Annotated in this window: 13 protein-coding genes and 1 pseudogene; 5 read left to right on the forward strand and 9 right to left on the reverse strand. The window is 73.0% G+C overall.

Translation table 11 applies throughout. The features are described 5' to 3' along the window. A partial coding sequence (locus IE178_RS17985; protein ID WP_193513030.1) for a maltotransferase domain-containing protein occupies nt 1–629 on the reverse strand: 629 nt, incomplete at its 3' end. Nucleotides 630–903: 274 nt separating this feature from the next. Then, nucleotides 904–2,106 (reverse strand): S8 family peptidase, encoded by a 1,203-nt coding sequence (locus tag IE178_RS17990; RefSeq protein ID WP_193513031.1) that lies wholly within the window; start codon nt 2,104–2,106, stop codon nt 904–906. 327 nt (nt 2,107–2,433) lie between these two features. Between IE178_RS17990 and IE178_RS17995 the strand changes: the two genes are divergently transcribed. Beyond that, nucleotides 2,434–5,052, forward strand: coding sequence for a glycosyltransferase family 1 protein (locus IE178_RS17995; protein ID WP_193513032.1), 2,619 nt, complete (start codon nt 2,434–2,436; stop codon nt 5,050–5,052). 371 nt (nt 5,053–5,423) lie between these two features. Here the strand turns inward: IE178_RS17995 and IE178_RS18000 are convergent, their stop codons facing one another. The 6 genes from IE178_RS18000 to IE178_RS18025 all read right to left on the reverse strand — a co-directional run bounded on the left by IE178_RS18000 (nt 5,424) and on the right by IE178_RS18025 (nt 15,573). Continuing rightward, nucleotides 5,424–5,945, reverse strand: a complete 522-nt coding sequence (locus tag IE178_RS18000) for a DUF1990 domain-containing protein (RefSeq protein WP_184764009.1) — start codon at nt 5,943–5,945, stop codon at nt 5,424–5,426. A 72-nt stretch (nt 5,946–6,017) separates the two neighbouring features. Next, nucleotides 6,018–8,066 carry a M4 family metallopeptidase gene (locus IE178_RS18005; RefSeq protein WP_193513033.1) on the reverse strand — a complete coding sequence of 683 codons (2,049 nt, stop codon included), beginning with the start codon at nt 8,064–8,066 and terminating at the stop codon, nt 6,018–6,020. Nucleotides 8,067–8,344: 278 nt separating this feature from the next. Continuing rightward, nucleotides 8,345–10,105 carry an ABC transporter ATP-binding protein gene (locus IE178_RS18010; RefSeq protein WP_193513034.1) on the reverse strand — a complete coding sequence of 587 codons (1,761 nt, stop codon included), beginning with the start codon at nt 10,103–10,105 and terminating at the stop codon, nt 8,345–8,347. Further along, nucleotides 10,102–11,823 (reverse strand): ABC transporter transmembrane domain-containing protein, encoded by a 1,722-nt coding sequence (locus tag IE178_RS18015; RefSeq protein ID WP_193513035.1) that lies wholly within the window; start codon nt 11,821–11,823, stop codon nt 10,102–10,104. Before IE178_RS18015 ends, IE178_RS18010 begins: the two co-directional genes overlap by 4 nt. Nucleotides 11,824–11,848: 25 nt before the next feature. Continuing rightward, nucleotides 11,849–13,699: an ABC transporter ATP-binding protein gene (locus IE178_RS18020; protein WP_193513036.1), complete on the reverse strand. Its 1,851-nt coding sequence runs from the start codon at nt 13,697–13,699 to the stop codon at nt 11,849–11,851. Continuing rightward, nucleotides 13,696–15,573 carry an ABC transporter ATP-binding protein gene (locus IE178_RS18025; RefSeq protein ID WP_193513037.1) on the reverse strand — a complete coding sequence of 626 codons (1,878 nt, stop codon included), beginning with the start codon at nt 15,571–15,573 and terminating at the stop codon, nt 13,696–13,698. Before IE178_RS18025 ends, IE178_RS18020 begins: the two co-directional genes overlap by 4 nt. A 196-nt stretch (nt 15,574–15,769) precedes the next feature. Here IE178_RS18025 and IE178_RS36030 point away from each other — a divergent pair. Beyond that, a pseudogene (locus IE178_RS36030) lies at nt 15,770–15,961 on the forward strand (ATP-binding cassette domain-containing protein); the annotation flags it as partial. After that, a complete protein-coding gene (locus IE178_RS36035) occupies nt 15,912–16,094 on the forward strand; it encodes a hypothetical protein (protein ID WP_318280127.1) in 183 nt (60 codons plus the stop codon). The pseudogene IE178_RS36030 and the gene IE178_RS36035, both read left to right, overlap by 50 nt. Nucleotides 16,095–16,105: 11 nt before the next feature. Here the strand turns inward: IE178_RS36035 and glgX are convergent, their stop codons facing one another. After that, nucleotides 16,106–18,367 (reverse strand): glycogen debranching protein GlgX, encoded by a 2,262-nt coding sequence (gene glgX / locus IE178_RS18035; RefSeq protein ID WP_193513039.1) that lies wholly within the window; start codon nt 18,365–18,367, stop codon nt 16,106–16,108. Between the two features lie 201 nt (nt 18,368–18,568). Between glgX and IE178_RS18040 the strand changes: the two genes are divergently transcribed. After that, nucleotides 18,569–19,789, forward strand: coding sequence for a L,D-transpeptidase (locus IE178_RS18040; protein WP_193513040.1), 1,221 nt, complete (start codon nt 18,569–18,571; stop codon nt 19,787–19,789). Between the two features lie 166 nt (nt 19,790–19,955). After that, complete coding sequence (locus IE178_RS18045; protein ID WP_193513041.1) at nt 19,956–21,206, forward strand: L,D-transpeptidase; 1,251 nt, start codon at nt 19,956–19,958, stop codon at nt 21,204–21,206. Nucleotides 21,207–21,263 lie beyond the last annotated feature (57 nt).

Here is a 21,263-nt window from a genome sequence, read left to right on the forward strand (position 1 = left end):
AGCAGGGGCAGGGGCTCGCTGCTGGTGACCAGCTCCCGCAGCGGATGCCGGGCCAGCACCGCGTCCACCTCCGGCGTCAACGCCGCCGCCAGCCGGGACGCCGCGGGACGGCTCTCGTCGCGCAGCGCGTCCACGGCGGCGAGCAGGACGCGTCTGGCCCCGGAGTCCGGCACCGCGGCCGCCGCCCGCTCGTACAGCCGGGCGCCCTCCTCCAGGACCAGCCCCGTGTCCATGCCGGCCGGGATCTTGATCTGCGCGTGGTGCCGCCAGGTGGTGACCGGGTCGCCCCACGCCTCCACGGTGTACGTCCACCGGCCGGGCTCACCGGCGGTGACGGTGGCGCCCCACCGGTCCGTGCCCGGCGCCAGCTCCCGCATCGGCGTGAACGGCCCCGGACGCCCCTCGGGATCCTTCAGGACCACATGGGCGGCCACCGCGTCGTGCCCCTCACGGAACACGGTGGCCGAGATCTCGAACGTCTCGCCGGTCACGGCCTTGGCCGGGCGGCGCCCCTGCCGGACCATCGGCCGGACGTCCAGGACGGGTATGCGCCCCACGGCGGTCGGGGGGCTGCCGGGCCCCCGGCTGCCGGGCGTCGGGAGTGAGGACGAGTGGTGCTTGGCGGGCATGACCGCTCCTGTCCGCGTCAACGTGGGTGGGCGGATGACTGTGGGGAGGTGGGTCCTGCGTAGTGTTCCTGTGGGGTGTACCCGCAGGAGCCTTCCCACACTGTTCGGGTGGGCAATCCGGCACTTTGTTAACTACTCGCGCGTATGTCGACACACAAGACCGGCCCCGTCCGCGGGGACGGAGCCGGTCCGTGGAGGGCCCGCTGTGGGCCCGCTCCCACGCCCGCCGGTGCCGCCCCGGGCGCCCGGCACCGGGCACCCGAAGGGGCGGCCCCTACGAGCGCGGCACCTGCAGCAGCCGGTTCGGCGAACCGAGCCCGCGCCCGGTCACCTTTCCGCTCACCGCCCCCTTGACCAGCGCGTTCGCCACCTGCGCCGGAGTCGCCCGCCGGTGCCCGGCCAGATACAGCGCCGCCGCGCCCGCCGCGTGCGGGGACGCCATCGACGTACCCGAGTAGGCGACCCGCGCGGTATCGCTCGCGGCGGACGCCGAGGTGATCGACACCCCCGGGGCGAACAGATCGACGGCCGAACCGTGGTTGGAAAAGGCCGGTTTCTTGTCCTGCCGGTCGGTCGCGCCCACCGTGACGGCCTGCCGCACGCCCGCCGGCGAGTACAGCGCGGCCGGCATCCCTTCGTTGCCCGCGGCGACCGTGTAGGTGACCCCGGATGCGATGGAGGTGCGGACGGCGGCGTTCAGTTGGGCGTTGTGGAAGCCGCCCAGGCTGAGATTGGCGACCGCGGGCTTCCGCGCGTTCCGCGTCACCCAGTCGATGCCCGCGATGACCTGGGCGGTGGTGCCGGCGCCGGCGTCGTCCAGGACGCGCACGGAGACGATCCGCGCCTTCTTGGCGACCCCGTACGACGTGCCCGCGATGATGCCGGCGACATGCGTGCCGTGTCCGTTGCCGTCCTGCGCGGTCCGGTCGTTCTGGACGAAGTCCCAGCCGTGGCGCGCCCGCCCCGCGAAGTCCTGGTGCGTGGTCCGGACGCCGGTGTCGATCACATGGACCGTCACCCCCGCGCCCGCCGACTCCGGCCAGGTGTAGTGCTCGTTCAGCGGGAGACCGTGCTGGTCGATCCGGTCCAGCCCCCAGGACGGCGGGTTCTCCTGTGTGTGGTCCAGCGCGACACGTGTGTCCTGGGTGACCGAGGCGACCCGGGGGTCTGCGGCCAGGCGCCCGGCCTGTCTCGCGTCGGCACGTACGGCGTAGCCGTTCAGCACCGTGCCGTAGGTGTGGCTGATTCTCGCCCCGTACGTCGCGGCGAGGTCCTTGCCCGCCGGCGAACGGGCCGCCGTCCCCTCCTTCAGTGTCACCAGGTAACTGCCGGCCACGGAGCCGGGTGCTCCGGCGCCGAGTATCCGCCCCTGAGGTGCGGCGTGCGCGGGCAGGGTGGCGGCCGAGACCGCCGCGGTACACAGCACCGCCGTGATGACCCCCGCCCGGCGCAGACGCCGTGTTCGCGTCCGTGCCATGGTCCGAGTTCCCCTCCTCGACTCAGCTCCTGCCGCGGTCCAGGACCGAACCGCACGGCAGGACCTGGCGTACGGCGCCGTGCTCCGCCGGGTGCGCCCGGCGCGGGCCGGTACGCCAGGGTGGCAGCGTCTCGTGCGTGACGAAGCGCGACAAGGACGCCTACGGGGGCGGAATCGGCCATATCCGCCATCAGGTGAAACGTTTGGGTTGGGGTGCGGCGGCAGCCGTGTCTTCCGGCTTCCCGCGCGGAGTGTGCCCGCGCCGGTACTGTCGGCAGCGATGCCCGGACGCACACCGCGTCTCTCACGAACGCGCCGAGGTGGCTTGTGAAGGCGATCCGTCGATTCACCGTCCGACCCGTGCTCCCCGACCCCCTCCGGCCCCTGAGCGATCTGGCCCGCAATCTGCGCTGGTCCTGGCACGCCGGCACCCGCGACCTGTTCCGCTCCGTCGACCCCGAACGCTGGGCCGCCGCGGGCGGCGACCCGGTACGGCTGCTCGGCAGCGTGGCGACCGCGCGGCTCACGGAACTGGCCGGTGACCGTGCCTTCCTGGACCGTCTCGACACGGTCGCGGGCGATCTGCACGCCTACATGACCGGCGACCGCTGGTACCAGGCGCAGACCGACCGACTGCCCGCCGCCGTGGCCTACTTCTCCCCGGAGTTCGGCATCACCGCCGCCCTGCCGCAGTACTCCGGCGGACTCGGCATCCTCGCCGGTGACCATCTCAAGGCCGCCAGCGACCTCGGCGTCCCCCTCATCGGCGTCGGACTGCTCTACCGGCACGGCTACTTCCGCCAGTCGTTGTCCCGGGACGGCTGGCAGCAGGAGCACTACCCCGTCCTCGACCCCAACGAGCTGCCCCTGGACCAGCTCAAGGAGCCCGACGGCACCCCCGCCCAGGTCACCCTCGCCCTGCCCGGCGACCGCTCGCTGCGCGCACGGATCTGGCTGGCCCAGGTCGGCAGGGTCCCGCTGCTCCTGCTGGACTCCGACGTCGAGGAGAACGACCTCGGCGAACGCGGCGTCACCGACCGGCTCTACGGCGGCGGCAGCGAGCACCGGCTGCTCCAGGAGATGCTGCTCGGCATAGGAGGGGTACGGGCGGTGCGCACGTACTGCCGACTGACCGGGCAGGCCGCACCCGAGGTGTTCCACACCAACGAGGGCCACGCCGGCTTCCTCGGCCTGGAGCGCATCGCCGAACTGCGGGCGAGCGGACTGGACTTCGACGCGGCCCTGGAGGCGGTCCGCGCGGGAACCGTGTTCACCACCCACACGCCCGTCCCGGCCGGCATCGACCGCTTCGACCGCGAACTGGTCGCCCGCCACTTCGGTCCGCACGCCGAACTGCCGAACATGGAGGTCGACCGTGTCCTCCGGCTCGGCATGGAGACCTATCCCGGCGGCGAGCCCAACCTCTTCAACATGGCCGTGATGGGCCTGCGCCTGGCGCAGCGCGCGAACGGCGTCTCCCTGCTGCACGGCAACGTCAGCCGGGAGATGTTCTCCGGGCTCTGGCCGGGTTTCGACCCCGAGGAGGTGCCCATCACCTCCGTGACCAACGGGGTGCACGCACCCACCTGGGTCGCCCCGGAGGTGTTCCGGCTCGGTGCCCGGCAGATCGGCGCGCAGCGTGCCGAGGAGGCGCTGAGCGTCGGCGACTCCGACCGCTGGGACTCCGTCGCGGACATCCCCGACCAGGACATCTGGGAGCTGCGCCGGTCCCTGCGCGAGCTGCTGGTGATGGAGGTGCGCGAGCGGCTGCGGGCCTCCTGGCGGCAGCGCGGCGCCGGCACGGCCGAGCTGGGCTGGATCGACGGGGTGCTCGACCCGGACGTGCTGACCATCGGTTTCGCGCGGCGCGTCCCGTCGTACAAGCGGCTGACGCTGATGCTGCGCGACCGGGAACGGCTGATGGACCTGCTGCTGCATCCCGAACGGCCCGTCCAGATCGTGGTGGCGGGCAAGGCGCACCCGGCGGACGAGGGCGGCAAGCGGCTGATCCAGGAGCTGGTCCGGTTCGCCGACGACCCGCGCGTGCGGCACCGGATCGTGTTCCTGCCCGACTACGGCATGGCGATGGCGCAGAAGCTCTACCCCGGCTGCGACATCTGGCTGAACAACCCGCTCAGGCCGCTGGAGGCGTGCGGCACCAGCGGAATGAAGGCCGCGCTCAACGGCTGCCTGAACCTGTCCGTCCTCGACGGCTGGTGGAACGAGTGGTTCCAGCCCGACTTCGGCTGGGCCATCCCCACGGCGGACGGCGTCGGCACCGACCCGGACCGGCGCGACGCCATAGAGGCCGACGCCCTCTACGACCTGCTGGAGCAGCGGATCACGCCGCGCTTCTACGAGCGCGGGGAGAGCGGGCTGCCCGACCGCTGGATCGAGATGGTCCGCCGGACGCTGAGCCTGCTCGGCCCGAAGGTGCTGGCCGGCCGCATGGTCCGCGAGTACGTCGAGCGCCTGTACGCGCCCGCCGCCCACGCGCACCGCGCGATGGACATGGACTCCGCGCGGGCGCTGGCCGGGTGGAAGGCGAGGGTGCGCGCGGCCTGGCACGGCGTGACCGTCGACCATGTGGAGACGTCCGTGACCGCGGCCACCGCGGAGCTCGGCACCACGCTCGCGCTGCGGGTCCGGGTGGGCCTCGGCGACCTCGGCCCGGACGATGTCGAGGTGCAGGCGGTCGCCGGGCGGGTCGACGAGGAGGACCGCATCACCGACGCGACGGCCGTGCCGCTCAAACCGGTGGGAGCCCCCGACCCGGAGGGCCGCTGGGTGTACGAGGGCCCGCTCTCCCTGGACCGGACGGGCCCCTTCGGCTACACGGTCCGCATCCTGCCCGGCCACCGCCTGCTCGCCTCGGGCGCGGAACTGGGTCTGGTGGCCGTCCCGTCGGAGGACCTGGCGGAGGCGGCGGGGCTGCTGATGCGGTGACGGACCGGTCCAGAGGCCGGTCCAGGGACTGGCCCGGGGACTGGCCCAGAGGTCCCGCCCGGGGACTGGCCCAGAGGTCCCGCCCGGGGACTGGCCCAGAGGTCCCGCCCGGGGACTGGCCCAGAGGTCCCGCCCGGGGACCGGCCCAGGGTCCCGCCCAGGGACTGGCCCAGGGACCGGCCCAGGGACCGGCCCAGGGGCTGGCCCACGGGCCGGTCGCCGGGTCGGCGCGGTCCGCCGGAGCGGTCCCAGGGCCTGTCTGAACAATGCGCGTCGTCGCCCGCAGGGCGGCCTCGCGGCGTCAGGTGCGTGCTCTCGGCGTGCCGGGCGTAGAGCCTCGTACTGGATGTACTCGGCTCTGCGCCCGGTCCCTAGTCCTCCTCGATGCCCCGGGTGGCCAGGCGGCGCAGGACCTGCCCGCAGCGGCGGGCGTAGGCGTGCTGGAGTCCCCGGGTGGCGGGGCCGCCCGCGCGGGAGTACCAGCGGGCCGGCCTGCTGAACGCCGAGACGGTCAGCCACACCGTCCCGTCGCCCGTGCGGTCCACCACGAAGGACTCCTCGCCGCTCTCCGGATGGCCGGCCAGGGTGCCGTACGCCCAGCCGGCCCTGCGGCGTTCCTCCACCGTCCACACCACCCGGCAGGGTGCCTTGACGACCCCGGCGAGGGTGATGGTGACGTCGACGTCGGGGGCCGCGCGGTCGGCGGTGGTGTCGACCCCGACCCCCATCTGCCGGTGCACCTCCCAGGTGAGGAGCGCCTCCGCGGCCTGCCGGAAGACCTCCTCGCCCTCGCCGAGACGGGTGCGCACCCGCATGGGGTGGAAGCCGGGAGGGCAGAAACCCGGCTCACGGGTCGCGCCGACGTGGTCGTAGGTGAAGTCCGCCGAAGACATGGGACCCAAGAGTAGGGCGGCGCCCACGCCTGGGAAAAAGGCGGGGCGCCGCTCGCGCGATGCGCGTCCGGTCTACGGGAAGGTGAGTTTCCAGCCGTTGATGTAGCCGGTGTCCTGGGCCGCCTGGTCCTGCACCCGCAGCTTCCAGGTGCCGTTGGCGGTCTCGGACGAGGCGTTGACCGTGTAGGTCTGGTTGACGTTGTCCGCCGAGTCGGAGGAGCTGGAGCTCTTCAGACGGTAGGCGGTCCCGTCGGGCGCCAGCAGGTCGACGACGAGGTCACCGCGCCAGGTGTGCACGATGTCCACCGCGACCTGGAGGTTGGAGGGCGCGTTGCCCGCCCGCCCGGAGACCGTGACCGAGGACGTCACCGCGGCGCCGTTGTCCGGGATCGAGACGTCGGCGGTGTTCTCGAAGGACGTACCGCCCCCGCCGCCGTCACCGGAGCGGGTGCCGACGTTGATGCCCGCCCACGCGTCCTGCACCGCCTTGTACTCGGCGCTGTCCGTGCCGTACAGCTCACCGGTCGCCGCCAGGGTGCCGGTGCGGGCGCCCGCGTAGTTGGTGGTGGAGGTGAACTTGGTGGTCAGCGCGCGGAACCAGATCTTCTCCGCCTTGGCGCGGCCGATGCCGGTGACCGGGAGGCCGTCCGAGGTGGGCGAGTCGTAGGTGACACCGTTGATGGTCTTGGTGCCGCTGCCCTCGCTCAGCAGGTAGAAGAAGTGGTTCGCGGGGCCGGACGAGTAGTGCACGTCGACCGAGCCGATGCCGGAGTACCAGCTGTCCTTGGACGCGCCGTCCTTGCTCGGCTTGTCCATGTAGCGCAGCGGCGTGCCGTCGCCGTTGATGTCGATCTCCTCGCCGATGAGGTAGTCACCGACGTCGGAGGGGTTGTTGGCGTGGAACTCCACCGTCGAGGCGAAGATGTCGCTGGTGGCCTCGTTCAGGCCGCCGGACTCGCCGCTGTAGTTCAGACCCGCGGTGTTCGAGGTCAGACCGTGGGTCATCTCGTGCGCGGCCACGTCGATCGAGGTGAGCGGGTTGGCGTTGCCCGACCCGTCGCCGTAGGTCATGCAGAAGCAGCCGTCCGACCAGAAGGCGTTGACGTAGTTGTTGCCGTAGTGGACCCGGGAGTAGGCGCCCACGCCGTCGCCGCGGATGCCGCTGCGGCCGTGCACGCTCTTGTAGTAGTCCCAGGTCAGCGCGGCCCCGTAGTGGGCGTCGGCGGCGGCCGACTCCAGGTTGGACGGGGTGCCGTTGCCCCAGACGTCGTCGGAGCCGGAGAACAGCGTGCCGGTGCCGGAGGTGCCGCGGTTGAGGTTGTAGGTCTTGTGGTTGCCGCGCGCCCCGTCGGTCAGGTTGTACGACGACCCGGACTGCGTGGTGGTCAGGTCGACGGTGCCGCTGTAGACGGTGTGGCCGGTTCCGTTCTGGATGGCCTCCCACTCGTACAGCTTCTCGCCCGTGGTGGCGTCCGTGACGACGTGCAGCTCCTGCGGGGTGCCGTCGTGCTGGAGGCCGCCGACGACCGTCTCGTACGCCACGACCGGCTTGCCCTCGGCCGCCCAGATCACCTTGCGCGGGGCGCGGTCGACGTCGGCGCCCTCGGCCTTCTCGGCCTTCGCGGCGGACAGGGCCTGCTGTTCGGCCTTCGCGGCCGGCACCGTGGCCGTGGTGGTGGCGGGCTTCACGGCGGCGCGGGTGGCCTTGACGACGGACTCGGCCGCGCCGGGCTCGGCACCCTGGACGACCAGGTCGCCGCCGAGGACGGGCAGGCCGTCGTAGGTGCGCTCGTAGCGGACGTGCACGGTGCCGTCGCGGTCCTTGAGGACGTCACGGACGACGAGTTTCTCCTTCGCGCCCAGGCCGAGGTCCTTGGCGGTGTCCGCCGTGGTGGCGTTCGCCTCGCGGATCAGTGCGGCGCGCTGGGCGGGGGTGAGCCGGACCGGTTCGGAACCGGGACGGGCCTCGCTCGCGGCCGACGGTGCCTTCTCGGGGGCGGCGGTGGCGCTGCCGGACTGCACGGCCGTGGCGACCAGGGCGGCCACCCCGGCGAGGGCGACGGCGGCGGCGCGGCGGCGCGTGGTGTGGAGGGTGCGTCTGTGGGACGACCTGCTTGTCAACGCTGACTCCTTCTGCGTGGCCGCGGGTCGCGCGGCCTGGGGAGACCGGACGGCGGGTGGGCCGGCCGGGCAGAACGGGGCGGTACGCAGAACGTGCGGGCGTGCGGGAAAGCCGTGGCCGCCACGCAGCGGGTGATGACGCTGTGGGGTTGCTGTGAAGCGACCGTGGGAAGAGTGGCAGGGGATCGCGGTTGCTGTCAGGAGCGCGTCAGAACTTTGGCCGGAAACCGTTCGTTGTACGGAAGTTCACGTCCGGTATACGAACGCCCGGGCGCGCCCTACTCGGCGGCCGGCCGGTCCCCGTGCCAGGACCGCCACAGCGCCGCGTACACCCCGTCGGCCGCCACCAGGGCGTCGTGCGTGCCGAGTTCGGTCAGCCGGCCGTCCTCCATGACGGCCACCCGGTCCGCGTCGTGCGCGGTGTGCAGCCGGTGCGCGATCGCGATGACCGTGCGCCCCTGGAGGACGGCGGCCAGCGCGCGCTCGGTGTGCCGGGCGGTCGTCGGGTCGAGCAGGGCGGTGGCCTCGTCGAGGATCAGCGTGTGCGGATCGGCCAGCACCACCCGCGCCAGGGCCAGTTGCTGGGCCTGTGAACCGTCGGTGGCCCAACCCGACTCGCCGAGCCCGGTGTCCAGGCCCCGCGGCAGCTCCCGCACCCACCCCTCGGCACCGACCACGGCCAGCGCCGCCCACAACTCCTCGTCCTTCGCCGACGGTTCGGCGATCCGCAGGTTGTCGCGGACCGAACCGAGGAACACATGGTGCTCCTGGGTGACCAGCACGACCTGCCGGCGCAGCCGCTCCGGGTCCAGACCGGCCACCGGCACCCCGCCCACGGTCACCGTCCCCGCGGTCGGCGCGTCCACGCCCGCCAGCAGCCGGCTCAGCGTGGTCTTGCCCGCCCCGGACGGCCCCACCACGGCCAGCCGTTCCCCCGGCGTCACCGTCAGATCGACCCCGCGCAGCACCTCGCCGCCCCCGTCGTAGGCGTACCGCACCCCCGCCACGTCGATGCGGTCGCCGGCCGGATCCGGACTGTCGCCCCGCTCCGCCGCGCGCGGCGCCCGGGCCAGCCCTTCCACCCGGGCGAAGGAGGCGCCGCTGCTCTGCAGCTGCTCCACCCGCATCAGCACCTCGTCCAGCGGGCCGCTCAACTGCAGCAGAAACAGGGAGGCGCTCACCACCGCGCCCAGGCTCACCGTGCCCTGCTGGTGCAGCCACCCGCCGATCAGCAGCACCCCGGCCACCGGCACGGCGTACGACACGTCGACCACCGGGAAGAACACCGTGCGCAGGAACAGCGTGTGGAAGCGGGTGCGCCGGGCGTTCTCCAGCGCGTCCCGGCCGGCCCGGATCCGCCGCTCCTCGAGGCGGAACGCCTCCACCGTGCGGGCCCCCGAGGCCGTCGAGGCGACGATCTCCGCCACGTCGGAGGTGGCCGCGCCCTCCGCCAGATAGGCGTCCCTGGCCCGGCGCAGATACCAGCGCACCACGAGCCAGACCGGCGTGAGACCGAGCAGCCCGAGGGCCCCCAGCAGCGGGTCCACCAGCAGCACCGCGGCCATCACGAACAGCGACTGCACGGCGTTGACCAGCAGCGCCGGTCCCGCGTCGCGCAGCGTGGTGCCGACGGCGGTCACGTCCGCCGTGCCACGCGCGGTGAGATCACCGGTGCCCGCCCGTTCCACCACCGACGAGGGAAGCCCCAGCGCCCGGTCCACGAACCGCTCGCGTACCCGCGCCAGCGTCCGCTCCCCGAACCGGTGGCCCACGTAGCGGGCCCAGCGGGACAGCAGCAACTGGACGACCGCGCACAGCAGGATGACCGGCGCCAGCCGGTCCACCACGGCCACTCCGCCGCCCTCGCGCACCTCGTCGACGATCCGCCCCAGCAGCCAGGGCCCGGCGAGACCCGCCACGGCCGCCAGCGCGTTCAGGGCCAGTACGGCGGCGAAGACCCGCCCGTCCGCCCGCACCAGTTCCACCGCCGCCCGGCGCACATCGGCGGGCTCGGCGAGCGGGAGCCGGTCCGCGCTCATCGCACGACCTCCTCGACGGCCGTCTCGTCGGGGTCCCTGGCCACCAGTGCCCGGTAGCCCGGCTCGGTGTCGAGCAGTTCACGGTGGCGGCCGCTCGCGACGACCTTGCCGTCGACCAGGAAGTGCACCTGGTCGACGCGGTCCAGCACCAGCGGCGAGGAGGTGGCCAGCACCGTCGTACGGCCCCGGCGGGCCGCGCGCAGCCGGTCGGCGGCCCTGGCCTCGGTGTGCGCGTCGAGCGCCGAGGTCGGCTCCACCGCCAGCAGCACTTCGGGGTCGGCCAGCAACGCCCGCGCCAGCCGGACGCGTTGCCGCTGGCCGCCGGAGAGACTGCGGCCCTGCGCGGACACCGCCGAGTCCAGCCCGTCGGGCAGCCCCCGCACGATGTCGTCGGCGGCGGCCGCGTGCAGCGCGCGCAGCACTTCCTCGTCGCTCGGGTCGCCCCGGCCGGCCACCACCTCCCGCAGCGGACCGGCGAACAGGTCGGCCTCGTGCTCGGCGACCAGGATCCGCTCCCGGACCCGGGCGAGCGCGATCTCGTCCAGCCGGGTCCCGCCCCAGGTCACCGCCGACGGCGCGTACCGGCCGAGGCGGTCCACCACGGCGAGCGCGTCGGCGGGGCGCGCGGCGGCGAGCGCGGTCAGACCGCCCGGCGGCACCCGCACCCCGGACTCCGGGTCGTACAGCACCGAAGGCTCGGCCGGCGCGTCCGCGGTGGCGGCGTCGGCCGGCGGCTCCAGGCGCAGCAGCGCCGTCACCCGCCGGGCGGCCACCACTCCCCGGCTCAGGTGGTAACCGCACTCGATGAGGAACATCACCGGCCACACCAGTACGGCCACGTAGCCGTACACCGACACCAGCTCGCCCACGCTGATCCGGCCCTGCGCCGCCAGCCGCGCCGCGATCCAGGTGACTCCCGCGAGGAACAGGGCCGGCAGTCCCGCGCCGAGCGCCTGCATCCAGCTGGTCACCGCGCCGACCCGGTAGCCCTGCTCCCGCAGCCGCCCGGAGTCCCGGCGGAACGCGTCGGCGACCAGGCCCTTGCCGCCCAGCCCGCTCAGCACCCGCAGACCGCCCGCCAGATCACCGATCCGCGCGGTGAGCACACCCTGCCGCTCCCGGTACTCCGTCTCCCTGCCCTGCAACCGCCCCGCCAGCGGCCCGACGACCACGGCGATCACCGGCACCCCGAGCAGCACCACCACCGCCAGCAGCGGCGACACCGACAGCAACAGAGCGGCCACCACGACGTACGCCACGACCGCGCCGACCCCGGGGCCGACCGCCGTCAGGGAGGTGGCGATCACCTGCACGTCGCCCACGCCGATCGTGACGACCTCCCCGGCCCCGGTCCGCCGCGTCAGCGAGGCACCCAGCCGCACCGTCTGCCCGAGGACCACCTTCACCGTGCGGAAGTTGGCGTCCATCCGCACCCGGGTCATCGTGCGGTGCCGCATGATGCTCAGCCAGGAATTGAGCCCGTTCACCACGAACAGGGCGCCGGTCCAGCCGGCCAGCGCCCCCATGTCACCCGGTTCCAGACCGTCGTCCACCGCCCGGGACATCAGATACGGCGTCGCCGCCAGCAGCACCATCCACACACTGCCGAGCACCGCCCCCGCCGCACACCGCCCCGGCTGCCGCAGCACCAGCCACCACAGGTAGCGGGCCCCGCCCCGGCCGTCGGGCGTGCCGGGATCCTCGTACGCGTCGATCATCCGTCCCCCTCCGTGGGCCCCGCGGCTACGCCAGGCTGTCCCGCCAGGCCTGGTGCAGATCCGCGAACCGCCCCGTGCGCGCGATGAGCGTGGCGGGGCTGCCGTCCTCCACGATCCGGCCGTGCTCCATCACCAGGACCCGGTCCGCGATCTCCACGGTCGACAGCCGGTGGGCGATCACCACCGCCGTCCGCCCCTTCAGCACCGTCGCCATCGCCCGCTGCACCGCCCGCTCGCCGGGGATGTCCAGCGAGCTGGTCGCCTCGTCCAGGATCAGCACCGCGGGGTCCGCGAGCAACGCCCTGGCGAAGGCGACCAGTTGGCGCTGACCGGCGGAGATACGGCCGCCCCGCTTGCGGACGTCGGTGTCGTAGCCGTCGGGCAGCGCCGCGATGAAGTCGTGGGCGCCGATCTCCTTGGCGGCCTGCTCGATCTCCTCCCGGGTGGCGTCCGGCCGCCCGATCGAGATGTTCTCGGCGACCGTGCCGGAGAACAGGAATGCCTCCTGCGTCACCATCACCACCTCGCGCCGCAGATCGCGTCCCGTGAGGTCGCGCAGGTCCACCCCGTCGAGCAGCACCCGGCCCTCGGTGGGGTCGTAGAACCGGGCGAGCAACTTGGCCAGCGTCGACTTGCCCGCGCCGGTCGAGCCGACGACCGCGACGGTCTGCCCGGCCGGCAGGGTCAGGTCGAAGCGGGGCAGCACCTCGCCGCCGGTGCGGTAGGCGAACCGGACGCCGTCGAAGACGACCTCGCGGCCCGGGTGCTCCGTCCGCCGCTCCGCGAGCTCGCGGGGCTCCGCCGGCTCGGGCACCGACGGGGTCTGCGCCAGCAGCCCGGCGATCTTCTCCAGCGAGGCGGCCGCCGACTGGTAGGAGTTGAGGAACATGCCCAGCCGGTCGATCGGGTCGTACAGCCGTCGCAGATACAGCACCGCCGCCGCCAGCACACCGAGCGCCAGCGTCTCGTCCGCGACCCGGTAGGCGCCCCACAGCACGATCAGCGCGACCGTCGTGTTGGCGGTGACCCGGGAGCCGACGACATAGCGGGCCATCTCCAGCAGCGCGTCGCCGTTGGTCCGTTCGTGCCGCCGGTTCAGCACCCGGAAGTCGGCGTCGTTGGCGGCCTCCCGGCGGAAGGCGCGCACCGGCCGGATGCCGTTCATCGTCTCGACGAACTTCACGATCACGGCGGCGATGGCCGTCGACCGCTTGCGGTACACCCGCTCCGCCCGCCGCCGGTAGGACCGTACGAGCGCGTACAGCGGCACGAACGACGCCACCGCGACGGCGCCCAGCCCCAGGTCCAGCCAGAGCAGCAGCACCGAGATGTAGACGGCGGACAGGATGACCGTCACCAGTTCCTGCAGGCCCTCCTCCAGCAGCTCCCGCAGGGACTCGACATCCGTGGTGGAGCGGGAGATGAGGCGGCCCGAGGTGTACCGCTCGTGGAAGTCGACGCTGAGCGCCTGCGCATGGCGGAAGATACGGCCGCGCAGATCGAGCAGCACGTCCTGGCTGACCCGGGCGGAGGCGGTGACGAACGCGTACTGCAACGTCCCGGCCGCCGCCGCGCACAGCAGATAGCCCACCGCCACCGCGATCAGCGGCCCGTGGTCGTCGTCGCGGAACGCGGGCACCGCCCGGTCGATCGCGTACGCCACCAGCAGCGGGCCGGCCTGCACCGCGGCCTGCTGGAACAGCAGCAACAGCGCGGTGACGGCGACCCTGCCCCGCATGGGCGAGAGCAGCGAACGCAGCAGTACGCCGGTGGCGCCCGGGGGAGTGGGCAACTGGTCCCGGTCGAAGGGGTCGCCGGACTCCGGTGTCCGGTCCTCGTCCTCGTCCTCGACGGGTGCGGTGGTGGCCGCTGTCATCGCTGGTCCTCCTGTTCCCCCGCCGGGCCGCCGGACATGAGGTGGGCGTACTCGGGGTTGGTGCGCAGCAGTTCGTGATGGGTGCCGACCGCGGTGATCCGCCCGCCGGAGAGCAGGGCGACGCGGTCGGCCAGCAGGACCGTGGAGGGCCGGTGCGCCACGATGAGGGCCGTGGTGTCCGCGAGCACCCGGCGCAGCGCGGCCTCGACGGCGGCCTCCGTGTGCACGTCGAGCGCGGACAGCGGGTCGTCCAGGACCAGGAAGTCGGGCCGCCCGACCACGGCCCGGGCCAGCGCGAGACGCTGCCGCTGCCCGCCGGAGAGGCTGAGCCCCTGCTCGCCGACCTGGGTGTCCACGCCCTGCGGCAGCGCGTACGCGAAGTCGGCCTGCGCCACGCCGAGCGCGCGCTCCAGGTCCCGCTCCCCGTCCCCGCCTCCCATCAGCACGTTCTCCCCGACCGTCGCCGAGAAGAGGGTGGGCTCCTCGAAGGCGACGGCGACGCGGGACCGCAGCTCCTCGCGGGACATCTGCGTGATGTCCGCCCCGTCGAGCGTGATCCGCCCCGAGGTCACCTCGTGCAGGCGCGGCACGAGAGCGGTGAGCGTGGTCTTCCCACTGCCGGTGGCCCCGACGAGCGCGAGCGACTCACCGGGACGGATGCGCAGATCGATCCGGTCCAGAACAGGCGCAGACCCGGCAGGGGCGTCGGGATACCGGAAGGTGACGCCCTCGAAGATCAAACCCTCCACGGCGTCGGGCAGTCGTGCCGCCGGGGCGACGGGGGTCCCCGCCGCTCGAGCGGGGTCGGGGGCCCGGCGGAGGGCGGGCGCGGCGGCGCCCCGCTCCGCCGGGCCGCGCGACGCGTCCCCGCTCACCCCGGACTCCGGTTCCGCGTCCATCACCTCGAAGTACCGCTCCGTGGCCGTCGCGGCCTCCTGGCTCATCGCCAGCAGGAACCCGATCGAGTCCACCGGCCAGCGCAGCGCGAGCGCCGTCGACAAGAACGCCACCAGCGTCCCCGCCGACAACTCCCCGTCCGCCACCCGCACGGCCCCCAGCACCAACGCCGCCCCGATGGCCACCTCGGGCAGCGTCACGATGACGCCCAGAATCGTGGCCAGCAGCCGAGCCTTGTACAGCTCCGTCCCCCGCAGCTTCCCCGACAGCTCCCGGAAGGCCAGCGCCTGACTCCGGTGCCGCCCGAACCCCTTGATGATCCGGATGCCGAGCACGCTCTCCTCGACCACCGTCGTCAGATCGCCCACCTGGTCCTGCGCCCGCCGCGCCGCGCCGGAGTACCGCTTCTCGAACACGACACAGGTGATCAGCACCGGCACGGCCGGCACCAGGATGACCAGGCCCAACGTCCAGTCCTGGATCAGCATGATGATCACACCGACGATGATCGTCACCCCGTTGACCAGCAGGAAGGTCAGCGGAAAGGCGAGGAACATCCTCAGCAGCATCAGGTCCGTGGTGGCCCGGGACAGCAACTGCCCCGACGGCCACCGGTCGTGGAAGGCGACCGGCAGGCGCTGCAGACGCCGGTACAGATCCGCCCGCATCTCCGCCTCGACCCGCGACAGCGGACGGGCCACCAGCCAGCGCCGGAGCCCGAACAGCAGCGCCTCCGCCAGCCCGAGCAGCAGCAGGTACAGGGCGCCCAGCCACACCCCCGCCGGATCCCGGCCGGCGACCGGCCCGTCCACCATCCACTTCAGGACGAGCGGTATGACCAGTCCGATGCAGGAGGCGAGGATCGCGACGCAGGCGGCGCTGAACAGCCGCGTCCGCACGGGCCGCACATACGGCCACAGCCGCAGCAGCGTGCGCACGGCGGAGCGGGTTTTCGGGGGAGGAGGTGTCGTGGGCATCAGCAGCGAGCCTACGGATCGCAGCCGGCACTGCCCACCGAGTTTTGGCCGGACCGGCCTCTGCCGCTGGTCCTACGACCTGCGCGTACGCCGGACTCGTACGGATGGTCGTACCCCCGTATCAGCCGATCGGCCGATGCCGGTCCGAGCGCGTCGCCCGATGTGCCGGTGGCCCCCGCACGGCGAGGCTGGAGCCATGCCCGTCATCGACGTCACCGATCTGCGCAAGTCCTACGGAGGCCGTGCGGCCGTCGACGGTGTCTCCTTCACCGTCGAGGAGGGCGAGATCTTCGGGATCCTCGGCCCGAACGGCGCCGGCAAGAGCACCACCGTCGAGTGTGCCGAGGAACTGCGCGTCCCCGACGCCGGCCGCGTCCGCGTCACCGGCGCTGGTGTGCGGCGGGGCCGCCCTGGTCTCGGCGCTGCTCGCGCTCGCGGTCGGTCGGCTCGTCTTCGACGTGGGGCTGCCCGAACAGCCTTGGGGCCACCTCGTCGCGCTGCTGACGTGCGGACGCCGGTGACCGTGCCCCGGTCAGGTCAGCACCCGTAGCAGCAGCACCGTCCGGCCCGGCACCGTGACCGGTGATCCCGCCCGGTGCTCCACGCCGGGCGCCTCCGCCTGCGTCTCGCGTCCGGTGTCCACGACCACCTCGTACCGCTCCGCCCACGGCGGCCCCGGCAGGACGAAGTCCACCGGGCCCTCACCGGCGTGCAGGACCGCGAGGAAGCTGTCGTCGAGGATCGGCGCCCCGTGCTCGTCGCGGCCCGGGATGTCCCGCCCCGAGAGGTACATGCCGAGCGTGGCGGCCGGCGCGTACCAGTCCCCTTCCGTCATCTCCGCGCCCCGCGGGGTGAACCAGGCCAGGTCGCGCAGCCCGTCCGCGGAGTGCGCCCGGCCGGAGAAGAAGGCCCGGCGGCGCAGCACCGGGTGCCGGTGCCGCAGGGCGATCAGCCGGGACGTCAGCTCGAACAGGGGCCGCCAGTCCGGGTCGTCCAGCAGGGTCCAGTCCACCCAGCCGATCTCGTTGTCCTGGCAGTAGGCGTTGTTGTTGCCGCGCTGGGTGCGGCCCATCTCGTCGCCCGCGACCAGCATCGGCACGCCCGTCGACAGCAGCAGCGTGGTCAGCAGGTTCCGCAGCTGCCGCCGCCGCAGCGTGCGTACGTCCCCGTCCTCCGTCTCCCCTTCCGCGCCGGAGTTCCAGGACCGGTTGTCGTCCGTGCCGTCCCGGTTGCCCTCGCCGTTGGCCTCGTTGTGCTTGCGGTCGTACGACACCAGGTCCCGCAGCGTGAACCCGTCGTGCGCGGTGACGTGGTTGACCGAGGCGTACGGGCGCCGCCCGCCCCAGGCGTACAGGTCGCTCGACCCGGACAGCCGGTAACCCATCTCCCGCACGTCGGGCAGCGCGTGCCGCCAGAAGTCCCGCACCGCGTCGCGGTACCGGTCGTTCCACTCCGTCCACAGCGGCGGGAACGCGCCCACCTGGTAGCCCCCCGAGCCGACGTCCCAGGGCTCGGCGATCAGCTTCACCCGGCGCAGCACCGGGTCCTGCGCGATCACCGCGAGGAACGGCGACAGCATGTCGACGTCGTGCATCGAGCGGGCCAGTGCCGCCGCCAGGTCGAAGCGGAAGCCGTCGACGCCCATCTCCGTCACCCAGTAGCGCAGCGAGTCCGTGATCAGGCGCAGCACGTGCGGCTGGACGACGTGGAGCGTGTTGCCGCAGCCGGTGTAGTCGGCGTACCGGCGCGCGTCGGGCTGGAGGCGGTAGTAACCGCGGTTGTCGATGCCCTTCAGGGACAGGGTGGGACCCAGCTCGCCCGCCTCGGCGGTGTGGTTGTAGACCACGTCGAGTATCACCTCGACACCGGCCGCGTGCAGGGCCCGCACCATCCGCTTGAACTCGCCGACCTGCTGCCCGGTCGTCCCGCAGGCCGCGTACCCGGCGTGCGGGGCGAAGTAGCCGATGGAGTTGTAGCCCCAGTAGTTGCGCAGCCCCCGCCGCAGCAGATGGTCCTCGTGCGCGAACTGGTGCACCGGCAGCAGCTCGACCGCCGTCACCCCCAGCCGCACCAGGTGCTCGACCGCCGCCGGATGCGCCAGACCCGCGTACGTGCCCCGCAACTCCTCGGGGATCCCCGGGTGCCGCTGCGTGAAGCCCTTGACGTGCAGCTCGTAGATCACCGAGTCCGCCCACGGCGTCTTCGGCCGCCGGTCGTCGGCCCAGTCGTCGTGATCGTGGACGACCACACCCTTGGGGACGTACGGCGCGGAGTCCCGGTCGTCGCGCACGGTGTCCGCGACATGCTGCTCCGGCCAGTCGCGGACATGCCCGTACACCTGGGGTGCCAGCCCGCCGGGGGCGTAATCGCCGTCCACCGCACGCGCGTACGGATCCAGCAGCAGCTTCGCCGGATTCCAGCGGGCGCCGGTCCACGGGTCCCAGCGGCCGTGCACCCGGTAGCCGTACCGCTGCCCGGGCAGCACGCCCGGTACGAAGCCGTGCCAGATCTCGTGCGTCAGCTCGGTGAGCCGGGCCCTGCTCTCCCCGCCCCGCTCGTCGAACAGGCACAGCTCGACGCCCTCCGCGCCGCCCGCCCACAACGCGAAGTTCGTCCCCGCCACCCCGTCCGGGCCCACCCGGAACCGGGCACCCAGCGGCGTCGGCCGGCCCGGCCGCACGGGCACCGTGGGCACGGGCGTCGCCGGCCGCACGCCGTTCACGACGGCGACCGGGCGCCCGTCCCCGGTGGCCCGCTCGCCGGCCACCGCCTCCTGCTCGGCTGCGCTGGACACCTGTCAGCCTCCCGCGGCTCGTGGGGACGACGGCGGACAGGGGGTACGGCCCTGTCCCCAGGCCCTGTCGCCCCGGCTCCGGCCGCGGCTCCCCGTCGCGTCGTCCTCCCACTGTTCTGCCCAGAGCGTGCCTCGCACTCACGTTTCCCCGGGGGGCGGCATGGTCGTTTCCCGGAGGCGAGGCCGGTCGTTGGGTACCCCGTGAGGTACGTACAAGGGCGCGCACGGCGCGCGAGGGCCGTGCTGGCCGCCGTAGTGACATGGGCAGGACTGCTGACCGGAGCCGTCGGCTGTACCGCGGACGGCCCGATCGGCGGGGCGTTCGGGCCGCCGGCCGCCGGGGACGCCATCCGCGTCGCCCCCGACGACGGCAGTAAGGACGTACGCCCCGACGCCGAGCTGCGGGTGCGGGTGCCGGACGGGCGGCTGGAGTCGGTGAAGGCCGTCGTGTCCCGGGACGCGCGGGAGTCCCCGGTCCCCGGGCGGATCTCCGCCGACGGGCTGACCTGGAAGCCGGACGACGAACGGCTGGCGCTGGCCGCGAAGTACACCGTCGACGCGGTGGCCGTGGACGGCGACGGCCGCCGTTCCGCCCGGCACACCACTTTTACGACCCATGTCCCGGAGGAACGCTTCATCGGCTACGTCGCCCCGGAGGACCGTTCCACCGTCGGGACCGGCATGATCGTCTCCCTGGAGTTCAACCGGAAGATCGTCCACCGTGCCGCCGTCGAACGCGCCGTACGGGTCACCGCCCGCCCGGCCGTGGAGATCCGCCCGCACTGGTTCGGCGGCTCCCGCCTGGACTTCCGCCCCGAGCACTACTGGAAACCCGGCACCCGGGTCACCGTCGACCTGCGGCTGCGCGACGTCGAGGGAGCACCCGGCGTCTACGGCCTCCAGCACCGGACCTTCACCTTCACCGTCGGCCGCAGCCAGGTCTCGGTGGTCGACGCCGCCGCACACACCATGCGGGTACGACGGGACGGGGAACTGCTGGCCACCGTGCCGATCACGGCGGGGGAGCGGAAGACCCCCACGTACAACGGCAAGATGGTGATCACCGAGATGCTCGAGGTCACCCGTATGGACAGCCGCACGGTCGGCTTCGGCGGCGAGTACGACATCCCCGACGTCCCGCACGCCATCCGCCTGACCTCTTCCGGCACCTTCCTGCACGGCAACTACTGGGCCGAAACCGACGTCTTCGGCCGCTCCAACGTCAGCCACGGCTGCGTCGGCCTGCGCGATGTGAAGGGCGGCGGCGCGGACACCCCGGCGGGCTGGTTCTTCGACCGCAGCCTCGTCGGCGACGTCGTCGAGGTCGTCAACAGCAAGGACAAGAAGGTCGCCCCGGACAACGGCCTCGGCGGCTGGAACATGAACTGGAAGCGGTGGAAGGCGGGCGGCGCGGTGAACTGACCCTCGGGCGGGCCGGGGAAGTTGGAACGGAACGGTGACAAACCCGTCGCGTTCTGCGCCCCTGGCCTGTGGTTACTATGCGCCGTGCGCGCGAGGGGCGCGCGGGGGCGCGGGTCGGGCAGGCCAATTCGACGGCAGAGCCTGGGCCCGCCGAGGGGAGAACAAGTTGAACGTGGGGCCCATATCGGGGGCGGCGTCGGGTGGCGCGCGGGGGCGGGGCGGCAGGAGGCTGGCGGCGCTGGCACTCGGCGTGATGCTGGCGGTCACCGCCTGCGGCGGCGGAGGACCGGACTCGGGGTCCGGCTCGGGCGACGGCGGCGGCAAGGGCAAGGACTCCACCGCGGCGCAGAGCAAGCAGTCCGAGGCCGTGGTCGGCATCGCGCCCGAGGACGGCGCCAAGTCCGTGCGGACCAGCGGCGCGCTGAAGGTGACCGCCGACAAGGGCAAGCTGACCGAGGTCGTCGTCAAGGACCCGGACGGAGAGACGATAGACGGGAAGATATCCGGCGACGGCGCCTCCTGGACGCCGTCGACCCACCTGGCCGCCTCCACCAAGTACACGGTGCACGCGGTCGCGAAGGACTCCGAGGGCCGCACCGCGGCCGAGGACTCCAGCTTCACCACCCTGACGCCGAAGAACACCTTCGTCGGCAGCTTCACCCCGGAGGACGGCTCCGAGGTCGGCGTCGGAATGCCGTTCTCGCTCCGCTTCACCCGGGGCATCACCCACCCCGAGGACGTCGAGAAGGCCATCCGCATCACCACCGAGCCGGCCGTCGAGGTCGAGGGCCACTGGTTCGGCAACGACCGCCTCGACTTCCGTCCGGAGAAGTACTGGAAGGCCGGCACCAAGGTCACCGTCGACCTCAACCTCGACGGCGTCGAGGGCCGCGACGGCGTCTACGGCAAGCAGTCCAAGACCGTCTCCTTCACCGTCGGCCGCAGCCAGGTCTCCGTCGTCGACGCCAAGAAGCTCACGATGAAGGTCATGCGGGACGGCAAGGTCGTCAAGACCATCCCGGTCACCACCGGCGCCCCCGGCTACGAGACCTGGAACGGCAAGATGGTCATCAGCGAGAAGCTGACGGTGACCCGGATGAACGGCGAGACGGTCGGCTACGGCGGCGAGTACGACATCAAGGACGTCCCGCACGCCATGCGCCTGTCCACCTCCGGCACCTTCATCCACGGCAACTACTGGGGCGGCGACGCCTTCGGCAACCGCAACGCCAGCCACGGCTGCGTCGGGCTGCGCGACGTCCGCGGCGGCTGGGACAAGAAGGCACCGGCCGCCTGGTTCTTCGACAACTCGCTGCTCGGCGACGTCGTGGAGGTCAAGAACTCCGACGACGCCACCATCGCCCCGGACAACGGCCTCAACGGCTGGAACATGTCCTGGGAGAAGTGGAAGGCATAGCCCTGCGCGATCGGTACGGCCCCGGTGCATGTGAGGTACGGCACCGGGGCCGTAGCC

It is taken from the genome of Streptomyces griseoloalbus (assembly GCA_014650015.1).
Taxonomy (GTDB): Bacteria; Actinomycetota; Actinomycetes; order Streptomycetales; family Streptomycetaceae; genus Streptomyces; species Streptomyces griseoloalbus.